General features: G+C 66.2%; 17 protein-coding genes. 2 read left to right on the forward strand and 15 right to left on the reverse strand.

The features are described from left to right. Nucleotides 1-33: 33 nt before the first annotated feature. From ABT392_RS13915 to ABT392_RS13945, 7 genes are all read right to left on the reverse strand, one after another. On the reverse strand, nt 34-1,044 hold the full coding sequence (locus ABT392_RS13915; protein WP_395385495.1) for an NAD(P)H-dependent glycerol-3-phosphate dehydrogenase: 1,011 nt from the start codon (nt 1,042-1,044) through the stop codon (nt 34-36). 81 nt (nt 1,045-1,125) lie between these two features. Further along, nucleotides 1,126-1,605 (reverse strand): protein-export chaperone SecB, encoded by a 480-nt coding sequence (gene secB, locus ABT392_RS13920; protein ID WP_334276436.1) that lies wholly within the window; start codon nt 1,603-1,605, stop codon nt 1,126-1,128. Between the two features lie 146 nt (nt 1,606-1,751). Beyond that, the gene (gene grxC, locus ABT392_RS13925; protein ID WP_395385494.1) at nt 1,752-2,012 is read right to left on the reverse strand and encodes a glutaredoxin 3; all 261 of its coding nucleotides are present in this window, start codon (nt 2,010-2,012) and stop codon (nt 1,752-1,754) included. Nucleotides 2,013-2,052: 40 nt separating this feature from the next. After that, on the reverse strand, nt 2,053-2,460 hold the full coding sequence (locus ABT392_RS13930; protein ID WP_395385493.1) for a rhodanese-like domain-containing protein: 408 nt from the start codon (nt 2,458-2,460) through the stop codon (nt 2,053-2,055). 192 nt (nt 2,461-2,652) lie between these two features. Continuing rightward, complete coding sequence (locus tag ABT392_RS13935; protein ID WP_464970799.1) at nt 2,653-4,167, reverse strand: methyl-accepting chemotaxis protein; 1,515 nt, start codon at nt 4,165-4,167, stop codon at nt 2,653-2,655. A gap of 76 nt (nt 4,168-4,243) precedes the next feature. Then, the gene (locus ABT392_RS13940) at nt 4,244-4,669 is read right to left on the reverse strand and encodes a type 2 periplasmic-binding domain-containing protein (protein ID WP_334276440.1); all 426 of its coding nucleotides are present in this window, start codon (nt 4,667-4,669) and stop codon (nt 4,244-4,246) included. A gap of 15 nt (nt 4,670-4,684) precedes the next feature. Continuing rightward, complete coding sequence (locus ABT392_RS13945; protein ID WP_334276441.1) at nt 4,685-5,911, reverse strand: porin; 1,227 nt, start codon at nt 5,909-5,911, stop codon at nt 4,685-4,687. A gap of 227 nt (nt 5,912-6,138) precedes the next feature. On the opposite strand from ABT392_RS13945, the gene gpmA reads away from it, so the two are divergent. Next, nucleotides 6,139-6,882 carry a 2,3-diphosphoglycerate-dependent phosphoglycerate mutase gene (gene gpmA, locus ABT392_RS13950; protein WP_334276442.1) on the forward strand — a complete coding sequence of 248 codons (744 nt, stop codon included), beginning with the start codon at nt 6,139-6,141 and terminating at the stop codon, nt 6,880-6,882. A gap of 29 nt (nt 6,883-6,911) precedes the next feature. Next, nucleotides 6,912-7,706 (forward strand): 2-oxo-tetronate isomerase, encoded by a 795-nt coding sequence (otnI, locus tag ABT392_RS13955; RefSeq protein ID WP_395385491.1) that lies wholly within the window; start codon nt 6,912-6,914, stop codon nt 7,704-7,706. 44 nt (nt 7,707-7,750) lie between these two features. Here otnI and ABT392_RS13960 read toward each other — a convergent pair whose 3' ends face one another. The 8 genes from ABT392_RS13960 to ABT392_RS13995 form a co-directional block, all read right to left on the reverse strand. Further along, nucleotides 7,751-8,656 (reverse strand): hypothetical protein, encoded by a 906-nt coding sequence (locus ABT392_RS13960; RefSeq protein ID WP_395385490.1) that lies wholly within the window; start codon nt 8,654-8,656, stop codon nt 7,751-7,753. 19 nt (nt 8,657-8,675) lie between these two features. After that, nucleotides 8,676-10,724 (reverse strand): tetratricopeptide repeat protein, encoded by a 2,049-nt coding sequence (locus ABT392_RS13965; RefSeq protein WP_395385489.1) that lies wholly within the window; start codon nt 10,722-10,724, stop codon nt 8,676-8,678. A 164-nt stretch (nt 10,725-10,888) separates the two neighbouring features. Further along, a complete protein-coding gene (locus ABT392_RS13970; RefSeq protein WP_464970800.1) occupies nt 10,889-11,617 on the reverse strand; it encodes a lysophospholipid acyltransferase family protein in 729 nt (242 codons plus the stop codon). Then, a complete protein-coding gene (locus ABT392_RS13975) occupies nt 11,617-12,921 on the reverse strand; it encodes a dihydroorotase (RefSeq protein ID WP_334276447.1) in 1,305 nt (434 codons plus the stop codon). The genes ABT392_RS13970 and ABT392_RS13975 overlap by 1 nt, the downstream gene beginning before the upstream one ends. Further along, nucleotides 12,918-13,880: an aspartate carbamoyltransferase catalytic subunit gene (locus ABT392_RS13980; protein ID WP_334276448.1), complete on the reverse strand. Its 963-nt coding sequence runs from the start codon at nt 13,878-13,880 to the stop codon at nt 12,918-12,920. Before ABT392_RS13980 ends, ABT392_RS13975 begins: the two co-directional genes overlap by 4 nt. Continuing rightward, the gene (pyrR, locus tag ABT392_RS13985; RefSeq protein WP_334276449.1) at nt 13,870-14,382 is read right to left on the reverse strand and encodes a bifunctional pyr operon transcriptional regulator/uracil phosphoribosyltransferase PyrR; all 513 of its coding nucleotides are present in this window, start codon (nt 14,380-14,382) and stop codon (nt 13,870-13,872) included. The genes ABT392_RS13980 and pyrR overlap by 11 nt, the downstream gene beginning before the upstream one ends. Before the next feature lie 76 nt (nt 14,383-14,458). Next, entirely contained in the window at nt 14,459-14,869 is a 411-nt protein-coding gene (gene ruvX / locus ABT392_RS13990; protein ID WP_395385487.1) for a Holliday junction resolvase RuvX, read from the reverse strand. Further along, the gene (locus tag ABT392_RS13995; RefSeq protein WP_395385486.1) at nt 14,866-15,444 is read right to left on the reverse strand and encodes a YqgE/AlgH family protein; all 579 of its coding nucleotides are present in this window, start codon (nt 15,442-15,444) and stop codon (nt 14,866-14,868) included. Before ABT392_RS13995 ends, ruvX begins: the two co-directional genes overlap by 4 nt. Nucleotides 15,445-15,485 lie beyond the last annotated feature (41 nt).

Genomic DNA, 15,485 nt, shown 5'->3' on the forward strand with positions numbered 1-15,485 from the left:
GCCACAAGCTCCTCCCGGACCTTGTGCGCGGGCTCAGTGTTCGGATCGGGCCTGTCGGCCCATCAGCACATCAATCGCGTCGAGCACGCTCAAGCGCCCGTCCAGCACCTCGACCACGGCTGCAGTGATAGGCATCTCGACACCGTTGGCCTGCGCGCGGGCCAGCACAGTCGGGGCGCTGTAGACGCCTTCGGCCACATGACCAAGGCGCTGCAGGATCTGCTTCAGGTCCAGACCCTCGGCCAGCATCAGGCCCACCCGGCGGTTGCGCGACAGGTCACCGGTGGCGGTCAGCACCAGGTCGCCCATGCCTGACAGGCCCATGAAGGTCTCGGTGCGCGCCCCCAGGCTTTGACCGAGGCGCAGCATTTCGGCCAGGCCGCGCGTGATCAGCGCGGCGCGGGCATTCAACCCAGGCGCGCGTGAGGCGTCGCCAAGGCGCTCGGCGCGCAGGCGCAGGCCATCGGCAATGCCGACGGCAATCGCCATCACGTTCTTGACGGCGCCACCGACCTCGACGCCGACCGGATCATTGGAGCTGTAGACCCGCATGCGCTCGCCATGGAACGCCTCGACGCCCAGCTGGGCCAGGGCCTCGTCCGCACTGGCCGATACCAGCGCTGTCGGCTGGCCGGCGGCGACTTCCTGCGCAAAGCTGGGGCCTGACAGCACGCCCACTCGCAAGCGCGGCTGCACTTCGCGCGCAATCTCATGGCCCAGCAGCCCGGTGCCCGCCTCAAAGCCCTTGCACAGCCACAGCACCGCCGCGCCATCGGGCAGGCGGGCGAGCATGCTGCGAAGTGCGGCCATCGGTGTGGCAATGATCAGGAGCTCGCCGAAGGCAAGGGCCGCGTCGAAATCACTCGTCAACTGCAAGCCGGCCGGCAGCGGCGCCTCAGGCAGATAACGCGTGTTGCAGCGGCTCGCGCGCATCGCGGAGACGGCCGCCTCCTCACGCGCCCACAGCATCACTTCATGGCGGGCTGCGGCCTGGATGGCCAGCGCCGTGCCCCAGGCGCCAGCACCGAAAACCGTGATCTTCATCGCTCTCTCGCTCCGTCCAAAAACGACAAAAGCGCGCCGCGCGTCAGCGTGGCGCGCTCCAGGGCGCTAGGCCGGGGTCAATCAGTTCAGCGTGGCATCGGCCGGTGCGGCTTGCTGCTCCTGCTGGGCCAGCATGGCTTGCTGCTGTGCCTCGAACATGGCCTGGAAATTCACTTCCGTCAGCATGACAGGCGGGAAGCCAGCGCGGGTGCTGATGTCGGAAACGATGGCGCGCAGATAGGGGTACAGCATCTGAGGGCAGACGATGCCGATGATGCCTTCCAGCTGCTCTTGCGGCACATTGCGGATCTCAAAGATACCGGCCTGCTTGGCTTCGACCAGGAACAGCGTGCGGTCGCCGACCTTGGTGTTGACCGTGGCGGTCACGCAGACTTCATAGAAGCCTTCGGCAGCGGGTTCGGCCGACAGGGTCAGGTTGATCTCGATATTGGGCTGAGCCTGTTCCAGCAGGATCGCCGGCGAATTCGGCTGCTCCAGCGACAGATCCTTCAGGTAGATACGCTGAATCTGGAACACGGGGGTGTTGTTCTCGTCGGCCATGATGTCTCTCAAGCAAAAGTAAAGCCCGCCGTGACGGTTGGCGGGCAGCAGCAGCGATTATGGCGCAGCCGGCCCAGACGCCCGCCCGGACATGCCCGCTCTTGCAAACCGGGGGTGCGCCCTTAGGGGAGGCGCCGAGGCGGCATTCAGTCAGCCTGCAGCAGTGGCTGCAAGCCGCCGCGATGGTCCAGGGCGATCAGCTCGTCGCAGCCGCCCACATGGGTGTCGCCGATGAAAATCTGCGGCACAGTGCGGCGGCCGGTCAGCGCGATCATGCTGTCGCGCTGCGAGGGGTCCAGGTCGACACGGATCTCTTCGATCTGCTCGACGCCTCTTTGCTTCAAGAGGTTCTTGGCCCGCACGCAGTAGGGGCAGACCAGGGTCGTGTACATCTTCACGCGACTCATCGCGAATCCATCCTCAACAACATATTGGAGCGCTGAAGGCTCAGCCAGCGCTGCGCTCGGTCGGCAGATTGGCTTCGCGCCAGGCTTTCAAGCCCCCGGTCAGCGGCTGGGCTTTTTCATGACCCAGCTTGCGAAGGATGCCAGCTGCACGGGCGGCGCGCGCGCCGGTCTGGCACATCACCACCACGGGCAAGGCCTTATTGCTGGGCAGTTGCTTGTGGCCTTCGAGTGTGCTCAGGGGGATGTTGCGGGCGCCTGTGGCGTGACCGGCGGCGAACTCCTCGGGCTCGCAGACATCGATCAGCACCGCCTTCTCGCGGTTGATCAGGCGCACCGCTTCAGCGGTGGCAACGCCGCCACCCGCCTTGCTCAGTGCGGGCCACAGCAGCAAGCCGCCAGAAAGCACAGCGGTCAGCAGGAGGTACCAGTGTTCGAGCAGGAAGTTCAAGAGCGATGCCCCATAGCAAAAGGAGCGAGATTATAGGAATCTCGCTCCTCGTCGCAAAACTTGCGGGCCGAGCGCAGGGCCGCTCCCAAGCCGGCACGCGCTGGCGATGTGCTTGCCGGTCATGCCGGCAAGCATCGCCGTCCCCTTGGGGGGGCCCGTTCAAGGTACTCCTTGAACGGGGGGCAAACATCTTCAGGACAGCTTGAAAGTGGAGACCGCTGTCTGCAGGCTGCGAGCCTGCTGCTCCAGGCTGGAAGCCGCGGCAGCAGCCTGCTCCACCAGCGCCGCGTTCTGCTGCGTCATCTGGTCCAGCTGCGTGACCGACTGATTGACCTGGCCGATGCCCTGGCTCTGCTCGGTCGCGGCGGCCGTGATCTCGCCGATGATGTCCGACACCCGCTGCACGCTGGCCACGATCTCGGTCATCGTCGAACCGGCGTCTTCCACCAAGCGGCTGCCAGACTCGACCTTCTCGACGCTGGCGCCGATCAGGCCCTTGATTTCCTTGGCGGCCTCGGCCGAACGCTGGGCCAGCGAGCGAACCTCGCCCGCCACCACCGCGAAGCCGCGGCCCTGTTCGCCAGCACGTGCAGCTTCCACCGCCGCATTCAATGCGAGGATGTTGGTCTGGAAGGCGATGCCATCGATCACGCCGATGATGTCGTTGATCTTCTTGGAGCTGGTATTGATCTCGTTCATCGTCGAGACCACCTGCGAAACCACCTGGCCGCCCTTTTGTGCCACTGCCGCAGCCGAGCCAGCCAACTGATTGGCCTGAGCCGCCGCGTCGGCGCTCTGGCGCACTGTGTCGGTCAGGGTCTGCATATTGCTGGAGGTCTGTTCCAGCGAGCTGGCCTGCTTTTCGGTCCGCACGGAGAGATCTTGATTGCCCACGGCAATCTCACGCGATGCCACGGTCATCGAGTCGGTGCCCGTGCGGACATTGGCCACGATGCCAGCAAGGCCGCGCGACATGTCGCGCACTGCCGCCAGCAGGCTCTGGTCGGCACCGGGTGCCACCACGATATCTTGCGACAGGTCGCCGTCGGCCATGTGACGCATCACATCGCGCGCATATTCCGGCTCGCCGCCCAGCTGGCGCCAGACGCCGCCGATCACCAGGAACGAACCCAGACCCAGGCAGACCACCACGACCACGCCGCTGATGACGATGGCCCACAAGCTCGACGAGACGCCGGTCTGCGCCTTGTTGAGACCCTCATCAAAACCTTCGGTGGCACCCTTGCGGACCTTGGCCAACGTGCCCTCGAGCTGCTTGAGCGAGCCCTGCATCTTGGCGATGGCCCCACCCTGGTCGCCCTGCTTCATGCCCATGAACAACTGGGCCGTGTCAACCGAGGCCGCGAAATAGGCTTCGAAGTCCTTCTTGAGCGCGCCAGCGGCTTCCTGCTTGCCATCGATCTTGGTGATCGTGTCCAGGATCTTGCGAAGATTGGCGGCGCGTTCGTTGGCCTCGTCCAGCCGCTTCTTCTCGCCCTCTGCCACAGCGCTCTGGATCGTGGAGCCCAGGGCTTCCAGCTGCGAGGCGAACTGCGTGGTCGAGTCGAGATAGGGGTAGTCCACCGTACCGACCGACGTGATCGCGTCAGAGGTGCGCGAGGAATACAGCAGCACGACGATGATCCCGACGGCGAATATGCCGGCGGCCAGGAAGGGCAGCAGCCAGATCCGGGTCTTCACATTCATCTTTTAGTCTCCATCCAACGAGGGAGCGCAGGGCCCCTGCCCTGCGCTCCTGGTTCTCAGCGACCTGAGTGGCACCTCAATCGACGGTCAACACCACCTTGACGCTACCATCCACCGCCGACTTTTCGATATAGCCTATCGCGTCCGGATTGGCTGCGACAAACTTTTTCACTTCGGCGGAATTGGCCATTTCCTTGGGCGGCGTGCCTTTGCCGCTGAACACGATGCGAGACCAGGCGGCCTTCACCTGCGCGGCCTGCTTGCCCGTCACCTTGCTGTAGAAGTGCTCACGCACCGCTGCGCTTTCGGCCTGGTCGACCGCAGCTGCGGTTGCACCATTGGGCAGCGTGCTGCTCTTGCCCAGGAAGATGCTGGCCACCTGATCGGCGGTCATGCTTGCTGCGGCGTTCTTGGAATTGACGATCACGGCCACCTGGGCCTGGGCTCCGACACCAGCCAGCGCAAAACCAGCCAGGAAAGCCAAACGCTTGAACTTGTTCATGTTTGCCTCCCTTGATCAGAACACCATGTCCACAGCGATGCTGTAGACGTGGACGCGGTCTTTGAAGCTGCTCGGCACGTTGAGGAAGTAGCCGGGGCCGTTCGGGGTGATGCGGTCCACCTGGGCCTTCAGCGCGGTGTTGCGAGCAAAGTCCCAACGCACGCCAGCCGCCAGCGTCTTCTCATCACGCTTCTGGCTTGCCACCACGCCATTCACGTTGGCGCTGAGGAAGTTCAGCTGCGCCTGCGTTGCCGCCGGGTAGCCCGCGGTCGGGATCGTGTTGTTCACATTGCTGTCGATCTGCTTCAGCTGCGACACCGTGGCATAAGGCGTGAACTTGCCATAGCGATGGCCGACCGTGACGTACCAGCCATTGGTATCGGATGCATAGGTATCGGTGCGGCGCTGCGTGTACTCGGCATTCACCAGCCAATTGCCCTCATCCCAGGTGAGGCCGAAGCCAGTGAAGCTGGCTGACTTGCTGTTGGGATCAAGCTCGTTGCCCACCGAAACCACGGACGGAATCGGCACCGAGCGCAGGCCGGCCACCAACGTATTCAGCGAGGCGGAGTGCACGGTCAGCTTGCCCTGCAGGCGACCGACGCGCAGGCTCACGCCACCATCGAGTTCCAGCGTCGCATTGAAGCCGACCAGGCTCTTCATCTCGACCTCGGTGCGCTGCACCATGGACTTGGCCTTGCCGGCGAACAATTGCGCCGTCAGTGAGCCCAAGCCGGTATTGGTCTGGTAGATCACGTCTGCGCCGTCGAAGCGGCTGATCGGCACCTGGCCGTAGACATCGTGAGGTGGGCGCAGCCAGGTGTTCGCATAGCCCACATCACGGAAATCGGACACCGCAAAGAACGGGCCGCCCATGCGGCCCACGCGGAAGGACAGCGAAGGCGCTGCCTGCATCTTGACGAAGGCCCATTCGACCTCCGGATTGAAATTGCCGTCGCCATTCTGCTTGGACAGCAGCTGCACTGTGCCCGAGAAGGTGGAATTGGCCTTGGCCGTCAGCTGCACGCCGAGTTTGCTGTCGACCTCACCGCTCCAGCGCTCGCTGGCGCCGCGGTTCTGCCCAAAGATGGCGTATTGAGCGACGCTGCTGTTGGTGCCCGTTGCGCCCAGGGTCGCGAAACCCGAGACCGTCACCGCGCTGTCACTTTGCGCCTGAGCGCCTACGCAGGCCAAAGCGGCCAATGCCAGGGGCGCCCAACGCCACTTGCTGTTCTTCTGCATGCTCCGTCTCCTGCTTAATAAACCAGAACAAGTACGGCGGCTGACGCACCAGTGCGCGAGTGCCGCCCGAAATTGATACTAGGACGATCTGCTCACTTCAGTTTGCGATTCGTCATTTCACGACAGATTTGTGGATTGCCGGCAACGGGAAATGGGAATAGTCCACGCTCTGTGCATCGATAGAATCCGCCCCAGCCCGAATCGGGCGGCCTCCCCTCGTGACCGACATGTACAAGCTCGTGCTCATTCGCCACGGCGAATCGACCTGGAACCTCGAAAACCGCTTCACCGGCTGGACCGATGTAGACCTGACCCCCACTGGCGTCGAACAGGCCAAGCAGGCCGGCCGCCTGCTGAAGGAAGCGGGCCTGGATTTCGATGTCACCTACACCTCGGTGCTCAAGCGCGCCGTCTGGACGCTGTGGCACTGCCTGGACCAGATGGAGCGCACCTGGCTGCCGGTGATCCATGAATGGCGCCTCAACGAGCGCCACTACGGCAGCTTGCAAGGCCTCAACAAGGCCGACATGGCCAAGCAGTACGGTGACGAGCAGGTGCTGATCTGGCGCCGCAGCTACGACACGCCACCGCCGGCGCTGGAAGCCAGCGACCCGCGCAGCGAGCGGGGTGATCTGCGCTATGCAGGCCTTGCGCCCGAGCAGATTCCGCTGACCGAATGCCTGAAGGACACCGTGGCCCGCGTGCTGCCGGCCTGGAACGAAGTTTTCGCACCCGCCATCAAGAGCGGCCAGCGCGTGCTGATCGCGGCCCACGGCAACAGCATCCGCGCCCTGGTGAAGTACCTGGACGGCATCGCCGACGACGCCATCGTCGGCGTCAACATCCCCAACGGCATTCCGCTGGTCTACGAGCTGGATGCAGACCTGAAGCCGATCAAGAGCTACTACCTGGGCGACGCAGAGGCCGCAGCCAAGGCCGCCGCCGCGGTGGCAAATCAGGGCAAGGCCTGAGGCACGGGGCGGAGCGAGGCTGCTCGACCATGCCCCGCTTCGCCGCCAACCTGAGCCTGCTCTACGCCGAGCTGCCCTTTCTGCAGCGCTTTGCTGCTGCGGCAGCGGACGGCTTCACGGCCGTCGAGTACCTCTTCCCCTACGACCATCCGGCCGGGCAACTCTCATTGCTGCTGCAAGAGCACGGCCTGCGGCAGGTGCTCTTCAATGCACCGCCCGGCGACTGGGCGGCCGGCGAGCGCGGATTCACCTGCCTGCCTGATCGCGAGCCGGACTTCCGCTCCTCGGTCGAGCGAGCCCTCGCCTATTCAGAGGCGCTGGGCCGGCCACTGGTCCACCTCATGTCGGGCCTGCTGCCCACGGGCATGAGCCGGGAACAATTGAATGGCCTGGTGGTAGCGCGTCTGGCCTGGGCCGCGGAGCGCGCCAGCGCTGCCGGCATCATCCTGACGGTGGAGCCTATCAACGAGCGCGACATGCCGGGCTATTTCCTGAACCGTCAGGACCATGCGCTGGGCCTGATCGAGGCCGTGGGCTCGCCCCACTTGAAGCTGCAGTTCGACGCGTACCACTGCCAGGTCGTCGAGGGCGACGTGAGCAGCAAGCTGCGCCGTGCTTTCGAGCGCGGCGTTCTCGGCCATGTGCAGGTAGCGGGCGCGCCGTTGCGCCAGGAGCCAGATGAAGGCGAGCTGCGCGTCGAACACCTGATGGCCTTGCTGGACGAGCTCGGCTACGCCGGCTTCGTGGGCTGCGAATACCGGCCGCGCGCCGGCACCTCTGCCGGCCTGGGCTGGCTGCGAAGCTGGATGCCGGCGCTGCCCTAGCCGCAGAAACATCCGGCCAGGCGGGAGCAGTCAGCCGCCCAGACTCAGCGCGGCTCCGGAGGTCTGAAGGGCGGCTTGGGCGCCGAGGCCGGCTGGGCAGGCTTGAGGGCCTGCTCATGCAGGAACTTGCCGCGCTTGGCCGCCCCCTCCTTGCCAGCCTGGTACTCGGCACTCATTGCGGCGCGACCGAAAGCGTCCGTTGGCTTGGGGCGAGGGCGCGGTGCGGGAGTCTGGGTGCCGTCAATGCGCCCGGCGCCGTTGCCTGCGGCAGCGTTGAACTTCTTCGACAGCCCACCACCGGCGCCAGCAGCATTTGCACCACCGCCGCCACTCTTGCCGCCGCTGCCACCGCTGCCAACGCTTGTTGTCGCAGTGCCGGTGCTGGCACCTGCATTGAACTTCCTGGCCAGACCGGAGCTGCCACCGGTGCTGGTCGAGCCTGAGCCGACCTGGCCTTTCACCGATGTGCCAAAGCCGCTGCCGTTGCCGCCCCCTTGCGCGCCGCGCGCCTGACTGGTGGCATTGACGGGCCTGGAACCGCCCGATGCATTGAACTTGCTGGCCAGACCCGAGCTTCGGTTGTTGGCCAGGGAGCCGGAACCGACCTGGTTCTTGACGCTAGAGCCTAAGTTGCCACCGCCGTTGCTGCCGTTGCTGCCCTGGTTTCGATTGGCATTGGAGCCTGCCCAACTGCCCGCACCACCATTGCTGCCGGCCCAGCTGCCGCCGTTGCGACCACCGGGCATCTGCGCGGGCGGCGGCGGGGCCGGCCTGAACGACGGTTGTGGGGGTGGTGGCGGCCGGTAGGCCGGCGGCGGAGGCGGTGGCGGCGGCGGAGGTGGCCGGTATGGAGGTGGCGCACTGCCGCGTCCCTGGGCCCGCGCCTGTGTCACCAGCAGCGGCCACAAGCCGCAGATCACGGCCATGCGGCGACGATTGGCATCATCCATTGACGGCTCCTTTTGCGCCTCAGGCGCCGACGCGGCTCAGGTAATGCCGCAGATTCTTCACATAGCGCTTGGCTTGCGGGGCCTGACAGCCACCGATACCGCTCCACATCTGCGCGAGGTCACGCGTGCCGTACATGCCCGCGTTCTCGACACGCTGGCGCGCAGCGCCGTTGTCGACCATGGAACGAGGGTTGCGGATGGCATCGGCCAGGGTCGTGGCAATGTTCTTCATGTGCTCGAAGCCCATGCGCGCCATGCCATCGGTGGTGCCTGGGATCACGCCGCGCACGAATGCAGTGCGGTAGCCCTCGACCTCGCTGAGCTTGAAGCTGCGGCATTCGTTCGCCAGCAGTTGCGCCTGCGCCACCAGGTAGTTGAAGTTGTAGAGCCCGTTGTCGCCAAGCAGCGAACTGTTGCCGTAGTAGACCGCCTGCATCATGTTGGCGTCCTCGTAGTCGGCTTCGGCAAAGACCGGATGCGAGCTGCTCATGCCACTGCCGTATCCGCCCTTCTCGGCGAGCTTGGCGTATTGGCTGGCCTGCTTGTCATTCCTGGGCAGACCCTCCATGCCGGACTTGTAGGCTTCGCTGAGATAGAAATAGGCCGCCGGGTACTGGAGTTCAGCGGCCCGCCTGAACTGGGCCACCGCGTCTTGCGGCTTCTTGTCCTCGAGCAGCGCTCGCCCAAGCTGAAACTGCAGGCGCCCCGAGCGCGGCTCGGCCTTCACAGCCTCGCGGCAGGACTGGACGGCTGCAGCCACATTCATGTCGTCGTCGCTGACGCCCGGCGCGATACGACCCGGGTCATCCGGGTCGGCCGCCAGCTGGTCGCAGCGCGTGGGGGCAGGGCCGGTTTGACTCGTGCCAGCGAGCAAGTCGGCATGCTCAGGCTGGGCGCCGAACATGGCAACGTCGGTCGAAAGGCGCTTGAGCAGTTCGGCCCGCTGGTCTGCCATGCGCTTGAGTTCGGCGCCCGGCCCGGCCTGGAGCTCGTCAGCCAGGAAGTAGCGCGCTACCAGCTGCGAGATCTGCTCCGGTTCGCGCAGGCCCCGCACCTGACGCGCCACCTCGCTGGCAGCACCTGCCAGCAAGGGTTGGCGCTCGGCGCGCAAGGCTCGCTGCAGCTCGGCCAAGGGGGGCGCCAGGTTCAGCGCACGGCTGTTGCGATTGTCAAAATCACGCACGGCGGCGGCATGCGCCGCGAGATCGGCCAGGTCGGCCCGGGGCGGATGAATGGCTTGGCGCTCTTGCTGGGCGACGCCCGCCGCCAGCTCGGTGATGCGCTTGTTGAGGCTCTCGCGCAGGCCTTGCACGACCGTCGCCGGCAGGCTGCTGCGGCGCAACCTGTCCAGGTGGCCGGTCAGCACCTGCAAGCCGGCACTGCCCTCCGCCGCGGCCACGGCCGCCTGGACTCGCTGTGTCTCGACCGGCACGCCGACGCGCTGCCGCGTCGCCTCGACCTCCTTCTCGAAGGCGGCCAGGTCGCCGAGCACGCTGCCACCATCAGCGCTCGCCACCCGGCCCGATGCGATCGAGGCCCGACCGCGCCGGATGGCAGCATCGCCGCGAGCCTTTAGGCCGTCGAGCCGGGCGTAGTCTTCCTCCACGGGACGCAGGGCCGCGAGCTCCTGACGAATGCCTTCCAGCTCGGCGCGCTGCGCCTGCAGGGCCTCCTGCTGGCGCAGCAAGGTGACTTGCATGTGCTCGTTCCAGACCTGCTGGGTCAGCTGCATTTCGGTCGGCGTGAGCGTGCCACCGCGACGGCACTCGGCAAGACTGCTCGCCGCAGCGCGGAAATCGCTCTGGGTCAGCTCGCGGTAGCTCTTGCCGAAGGCTTGCGAGAAGACCGGCTCGGCCACCAGGGAGAGCACGACATCCGAGCCACCCCGGCCAACGGACGCATTGGCGGCCGCCCCGGGCACCGAGGCCACCCAGCGCTTGTACTTCTCGCAGGAGGCGGAAGACAGGCTGTCCTTGATGATCTTGCCCAGATTGAACCCTTGCGCCGCAGCCAGGCCCGGCAGGGCAAGTGAGAGGCTCAGCAGCAGCCCTGTGCGCAGCTTGGACATGAACGGAACTCCGGCAATTTGCAATCAGCGTGGCACCGATGCTAGCGGAGGCTCAGTGCACCCAGAACCCCGGGCCCAGACCTGTCCCCGATTGGGCGGACAGGCCGGCAGGATGGATCGCTGTCACCTCGGCGATTCACTCCCGGGGCTGCGATTCGGCCGACTCAGGTGGACAGCTCGGCCGCAAGGGTTTCGCGCACATGCTCGGACAGCGCGCGGCGATCTGCATGGGCGCAGTCGATCGAGCCGAGAATGCGCAGCTCGCAGCCTTGCCCGCGCGCGCTGGCGATGGCCCAAAGGCTTTGCATCAGCGTCATATCGCCAATGAAGCGCAACGGCGTGCTGAAGCGTTCGCCAGGCCCGTGCCAGCGCAGCAGCAGCGGCTGGATCGGCACTTCGGTGACGATGGCCGCCTGCAGCAGGTTGGCATGAAAAGGCAGGAGCTCCGGGCCCGGGCCCGTCGTGCCCTCGGGAAACACAGCCACGGTGTCGCCCTCTTTCAAGGCCGCCGCAGTCTGGTGCACCACGCGCAGCGCATCGCGCTTGCTGCTGCGCTCGATGAAGAGCGTGCCCGCCGCCTCGACCAGCGCGCCCACCAGCGGCCAGTGCTTGATGTCGGCCTTGGAAACGAAACGAGCCTCCGGCATCACCGCATGCACCGCCGCGATGTCCAGCCACGACACATGGTTGGCCAGCACGAGCTTCGGGCCGGGACGCGGCGTGCCGCTGTGCTTCAGCTCGATGCCGAGAATGCGCAAGGTCTTGGCCGACCAGGCCTGGATGGCCGCATGGCGGGCCACCTTGTCCAGGCCCTTGAAGCGCAGGTGCACCATCCAAAGGCCGCTGCCCACATGGGCCAGCAGGCGCAACAGGCGCCAGACGGCAGTCATCATCAGCTCTTCTCGTAGGCGAGGTGGCCCGCCACCAGCGTGTAGCGCACCTGTGCCGGCAGCTCGAACCCGGTGATCGAATAGGCAAACGGCGTGTGCTTGCCCTGGCTCACCAGGCGTTCCGGCGTGACCGACCAGGACGCCTTGGCATCGAACACGCAGATGTCGGCCACGCCACCGGCCACCAGGCGGCCAGCGCTGTCCGCCAGCGACCCGAGGGCCGGTCCCAGCACGCGCACCGGCTCGGCGGTGATCACGGCCAATGCCCTGGACAGCGGCAGGCGCTCGTCCTCGGCCCAGCGCAAGGCCAGGCTCAGGAGCAGCTCCAGGCCCGTGGCGCCCGGTGTGGCCTCGGCAAATGGCAGGTTCTTCTCGTCGGCCGTCACCGGGTTGTGGTCGCTCACCAGCGCGTCGAGCGTGCCGTCGGCCAGGCCGGCGCGCAAGGCATCGCGGTCGCGGCCCTGGCGCAAGGGCGGCGAGAGGCGCAGCGCCGGCTCGAAGAAACCGATGTCCACGTCGCTCAGATGCAGGGAGTTGACCGAGACATCGGCGGTGACAGCCAGGCCTTCGCGCTTGGCAGCACGCACCAGCTCGACACCGGCGGCACTCGAGATGCGGCACAGATGGACGCGCGCGCCGGTGGCACGGATCAGCTCGAAGATCGTGTGCAGAGCGACGGTCTCGGCCGTCACCGGCACGCCGGACAGGCCCAGCCGCGTGGCCACGGCCCCGCTGGCAGCCACGCCACCGCCGAGCCAGGGGTCCAGCGGATGCAGCCAGACCGTGTAGCCGAAGGTGGCCGCGTATTGCAGGGCGCGATGCAGGAACTGTGTGTTCCGGATCGGCACTTCAGCCTGCGAGAAGCCGACACAGCCGGCCTCGGTCAGCTCGGCCATCTCGGTCAGTTGCTCGCCGGCCAGGCCGCGCGTCAGGGCGCCCAGCGGGAACAGCCTGCACAGGCTCAGCTTGCGGGCGCGGAACTTGAGCATTTCCACGAGGCCGGGCTCGTCCAGCGCGGGGTCGGTGTCGGGCGGGCAGACGAGGCTGGTCACGCCGCCGGCGGCTGCGGCATTCAGCTCGCTCTCCAGCATGCCTTCATGCTCGTGGCCCGGCTCGCGCAGGCGCGCAGCGAGGTCCACCAGGCCTGGCGCAACAACCAGGCCGGTCGCGTCGATCACGCGCTCGGCTTCGAAATCCTTCACCTCACCCAGGCCGAGGATGCGGCCGGCGGCAATGGCGACATCGCCCACCTTGTCCAGGCCCGATGCGGGGTCGATAAGGCGACCACCTCTGATCAAGATCTTCATGCTTCGTTCCCAGCCAGGATGCTCATGACGGCCATGCGAACCGCGATACCGAAGGTCACCTGCGGCAGGATCACGCTCTGCGTGCCGTCGGCCACGGCCGAGTCGATCTCGACGCCGCGGTTGATCGGGCCCGGGTGCATCACGATGGCGTCCGGCTTGGCCAGCGCCAGCTTCTCGGGCGTGAGGCCGAAGTTCTTGAAGAACTCGCCGGCGCTGGGCAGCATCGCGCCGTTCATGCGTTCGTTCTGCAGGCGCAGCATGATGATCACGTCGGCACCCTTCACGCCTTCGGCCATGTCGTTGCAGACGCGCACGCCCATGTCCTTCAGGTCGCCCGGCACCAGGGTCTTGGGGCCCACTGCGCGGATCTCGGGCACGCCGAGGATGCTCAGCGCATGGATGTCGGAACGGGCCACGCGCGAGTGCACGATGTCGCCGACGATGGCCACCGTCAGGTTGCGGAAGTCCTTCTTGTAGTGGCGGATCGTGTACATGTCGAGCAAGCCCTGCGTCGGATGCGCATGGCGCCCGTCGCCGGCATTCACCACATGCACATGCGGCGCGCAATGCTGGGCAATCAGGTAGGGCGCGCCGCTTTCGCTGTGGCGCACCACGAACATGTCGGCATGCATGGCCGAGAGGTTGGCGACCGTATCCAGCAGCGTCTCGCCCTTGGCGGTGGAGCTGCGCGCGATATCGAGGTTGATCACGTCGGCCGAGAGCCGCTTGGCGGCGATCTCGAAGGTGGTGCGCGTGCGCGTGCTGTTCTCGAAGAACAGGTTGAACACCGACTTGCCGCGCAGCAGCGGCACCTTCTTCACATCACGGTCATTGACCGAGAGGAAGGTGCCGGCGGTGTCGAGGATCTGGTGAATGATGGCCGCGGGCAGGCCTTCGGTGGAGAGCAGATGGATCAGCTCGCCATGCTTGTTCAGCTGCGGGTTTCTTTTACTCAGCACCTGAGCCTCCCTCGGTGACGTCGAATGTGAAGGCGCCGGACTCGGTCTTGGCCAGCCGCAGGCGCTGTGTTGCGGCGAGGGTCACGCGCGCAGCCGAGAACACCGGCTCGATCGGCAACTGGCGGCCGCCGCGGTCCACCAGCACCGCCAGCGTGACGCTGGCCGGGCGGCCGAAGTCGAACAGCTCGTTGATCACCGCCCGCGTGGTGCGGCCGGTATAGAGCACGTCGTCGATCAGCAGGATGTGGCGGCCCTCCACCTCGAAAGGCAGCCGCGTGTGGTCGGCGCTGGCGCTCATGCCCTTGGTGCCGAAGTCGTCGCGGTGCAGCGAGCTGGAGATCACGCCATGGTCGGCGAGACCCAGGTCGGCGGCAAGCCGCTCGGCCAGCCAGGCGCCGCCAGACCAGATGCCCACGAGCGCGGTGTCAGTTTGAAGCAGCTTCTGCACGCCCTTTTTGAGGTCGTCGTAGAGCGCTTCGGCATCAAGAAGCAAGGTCGTCATTGGGGCACCCCCAAGCTTCGCTTGTCCCCGCCAAGCGGGGGTTCGCCCACTTTCGGGCGGCCGTGCAGTGTGCTCATCAGGGATGCTCTTGGAAGTATTGTTCGAGGATCAGGGCCGCGGCAGCAGAGTCCAGGTCCCGGGCGCCCTGGCTCTCCGCTTCGACACTGGTGTAGCGCTCGTCCACTTCAAACACCGGCAGGCGAAAGCGGCCCTTGAGCTGGCGGCCGAAGCGACGCGCGCGCTGGGTGATTTCATGTTCGGCGCCATCGGGATGGAAGGGCACGCCGATGACCAGTGCATCGGGCTGCCATTCCCTCACCAGCTTCTCGATGGCAGTGAACCGGGCGTCGCCCTCCGCGTGAATGCTTTTCAGGGGCTCGGCACGGCCGGTGAAGCGGCTGCCCGTGGCCACGCCGACACGCTTGGTGCCGAAATCGAAAGCCAGCAGGGATTGGGGTGCAACGGTGGCGGTGTCAGCCGTGCTCATGCGTGCCCCGCCTCGGGGCTCAACATGCGCGGGTCGATGCCAAGCAGGCCCAGGGCGCGGGTGTAGCGCTCTTCCACGGGCGTTTCGAAGATGATTTCGGGCGCGGCGTCCACGGTCAGCCAGCCGTTGCGGCCGATCTCTTCTTCCAGCTGACCGGCGGCCCAGCCGCTGTAGCCCAGGGTGATCAGGAGCTTCTTGGGACCGGCGCCATTGGACAGCGCTTCCAGCACGTCGCGGCTGGTGGTCATTTCCAGGCCGCCGGGCACGGCCAGCGTCGCGTTGTAGTGCATGCCCTCTTCGTCCAGCGGCTCGTGCAGCACGAAGCCGCGCTCGGTCTGCACGGGGCCGCCGTAGAACACCGGGCGGATGGCCAGTTCCTCGCGGTCCAGGCTCAGGTCCACCTTGGCGAACAAGTGACCCATGGTCAGCGAAATCGGCTTGTTGATCACCAGGCCCAGGGCGCCCTTTTCGTTGTGCTCGCACATGTAGACAACGCTGCCAGCGAACGCATCGTCCGCCATGCCGGGCATGGCGATCAAAAACTGGTTGGTGAGGTCTATGCGTTCTTGGGCCATGCGCGCCATTTTACGGCCTTCGATTGGTGGACACTGGCGTC

The organism is Paucibacter sp. JuS9, from assembly GCF_044043925.2.
Taxonomy (GTDB): domain Bacteria; phylum Pseudomonadota; class Gammaproteobacteria; order Burkholderiales; family Burkholderiaceae_C; genus JAUASW01.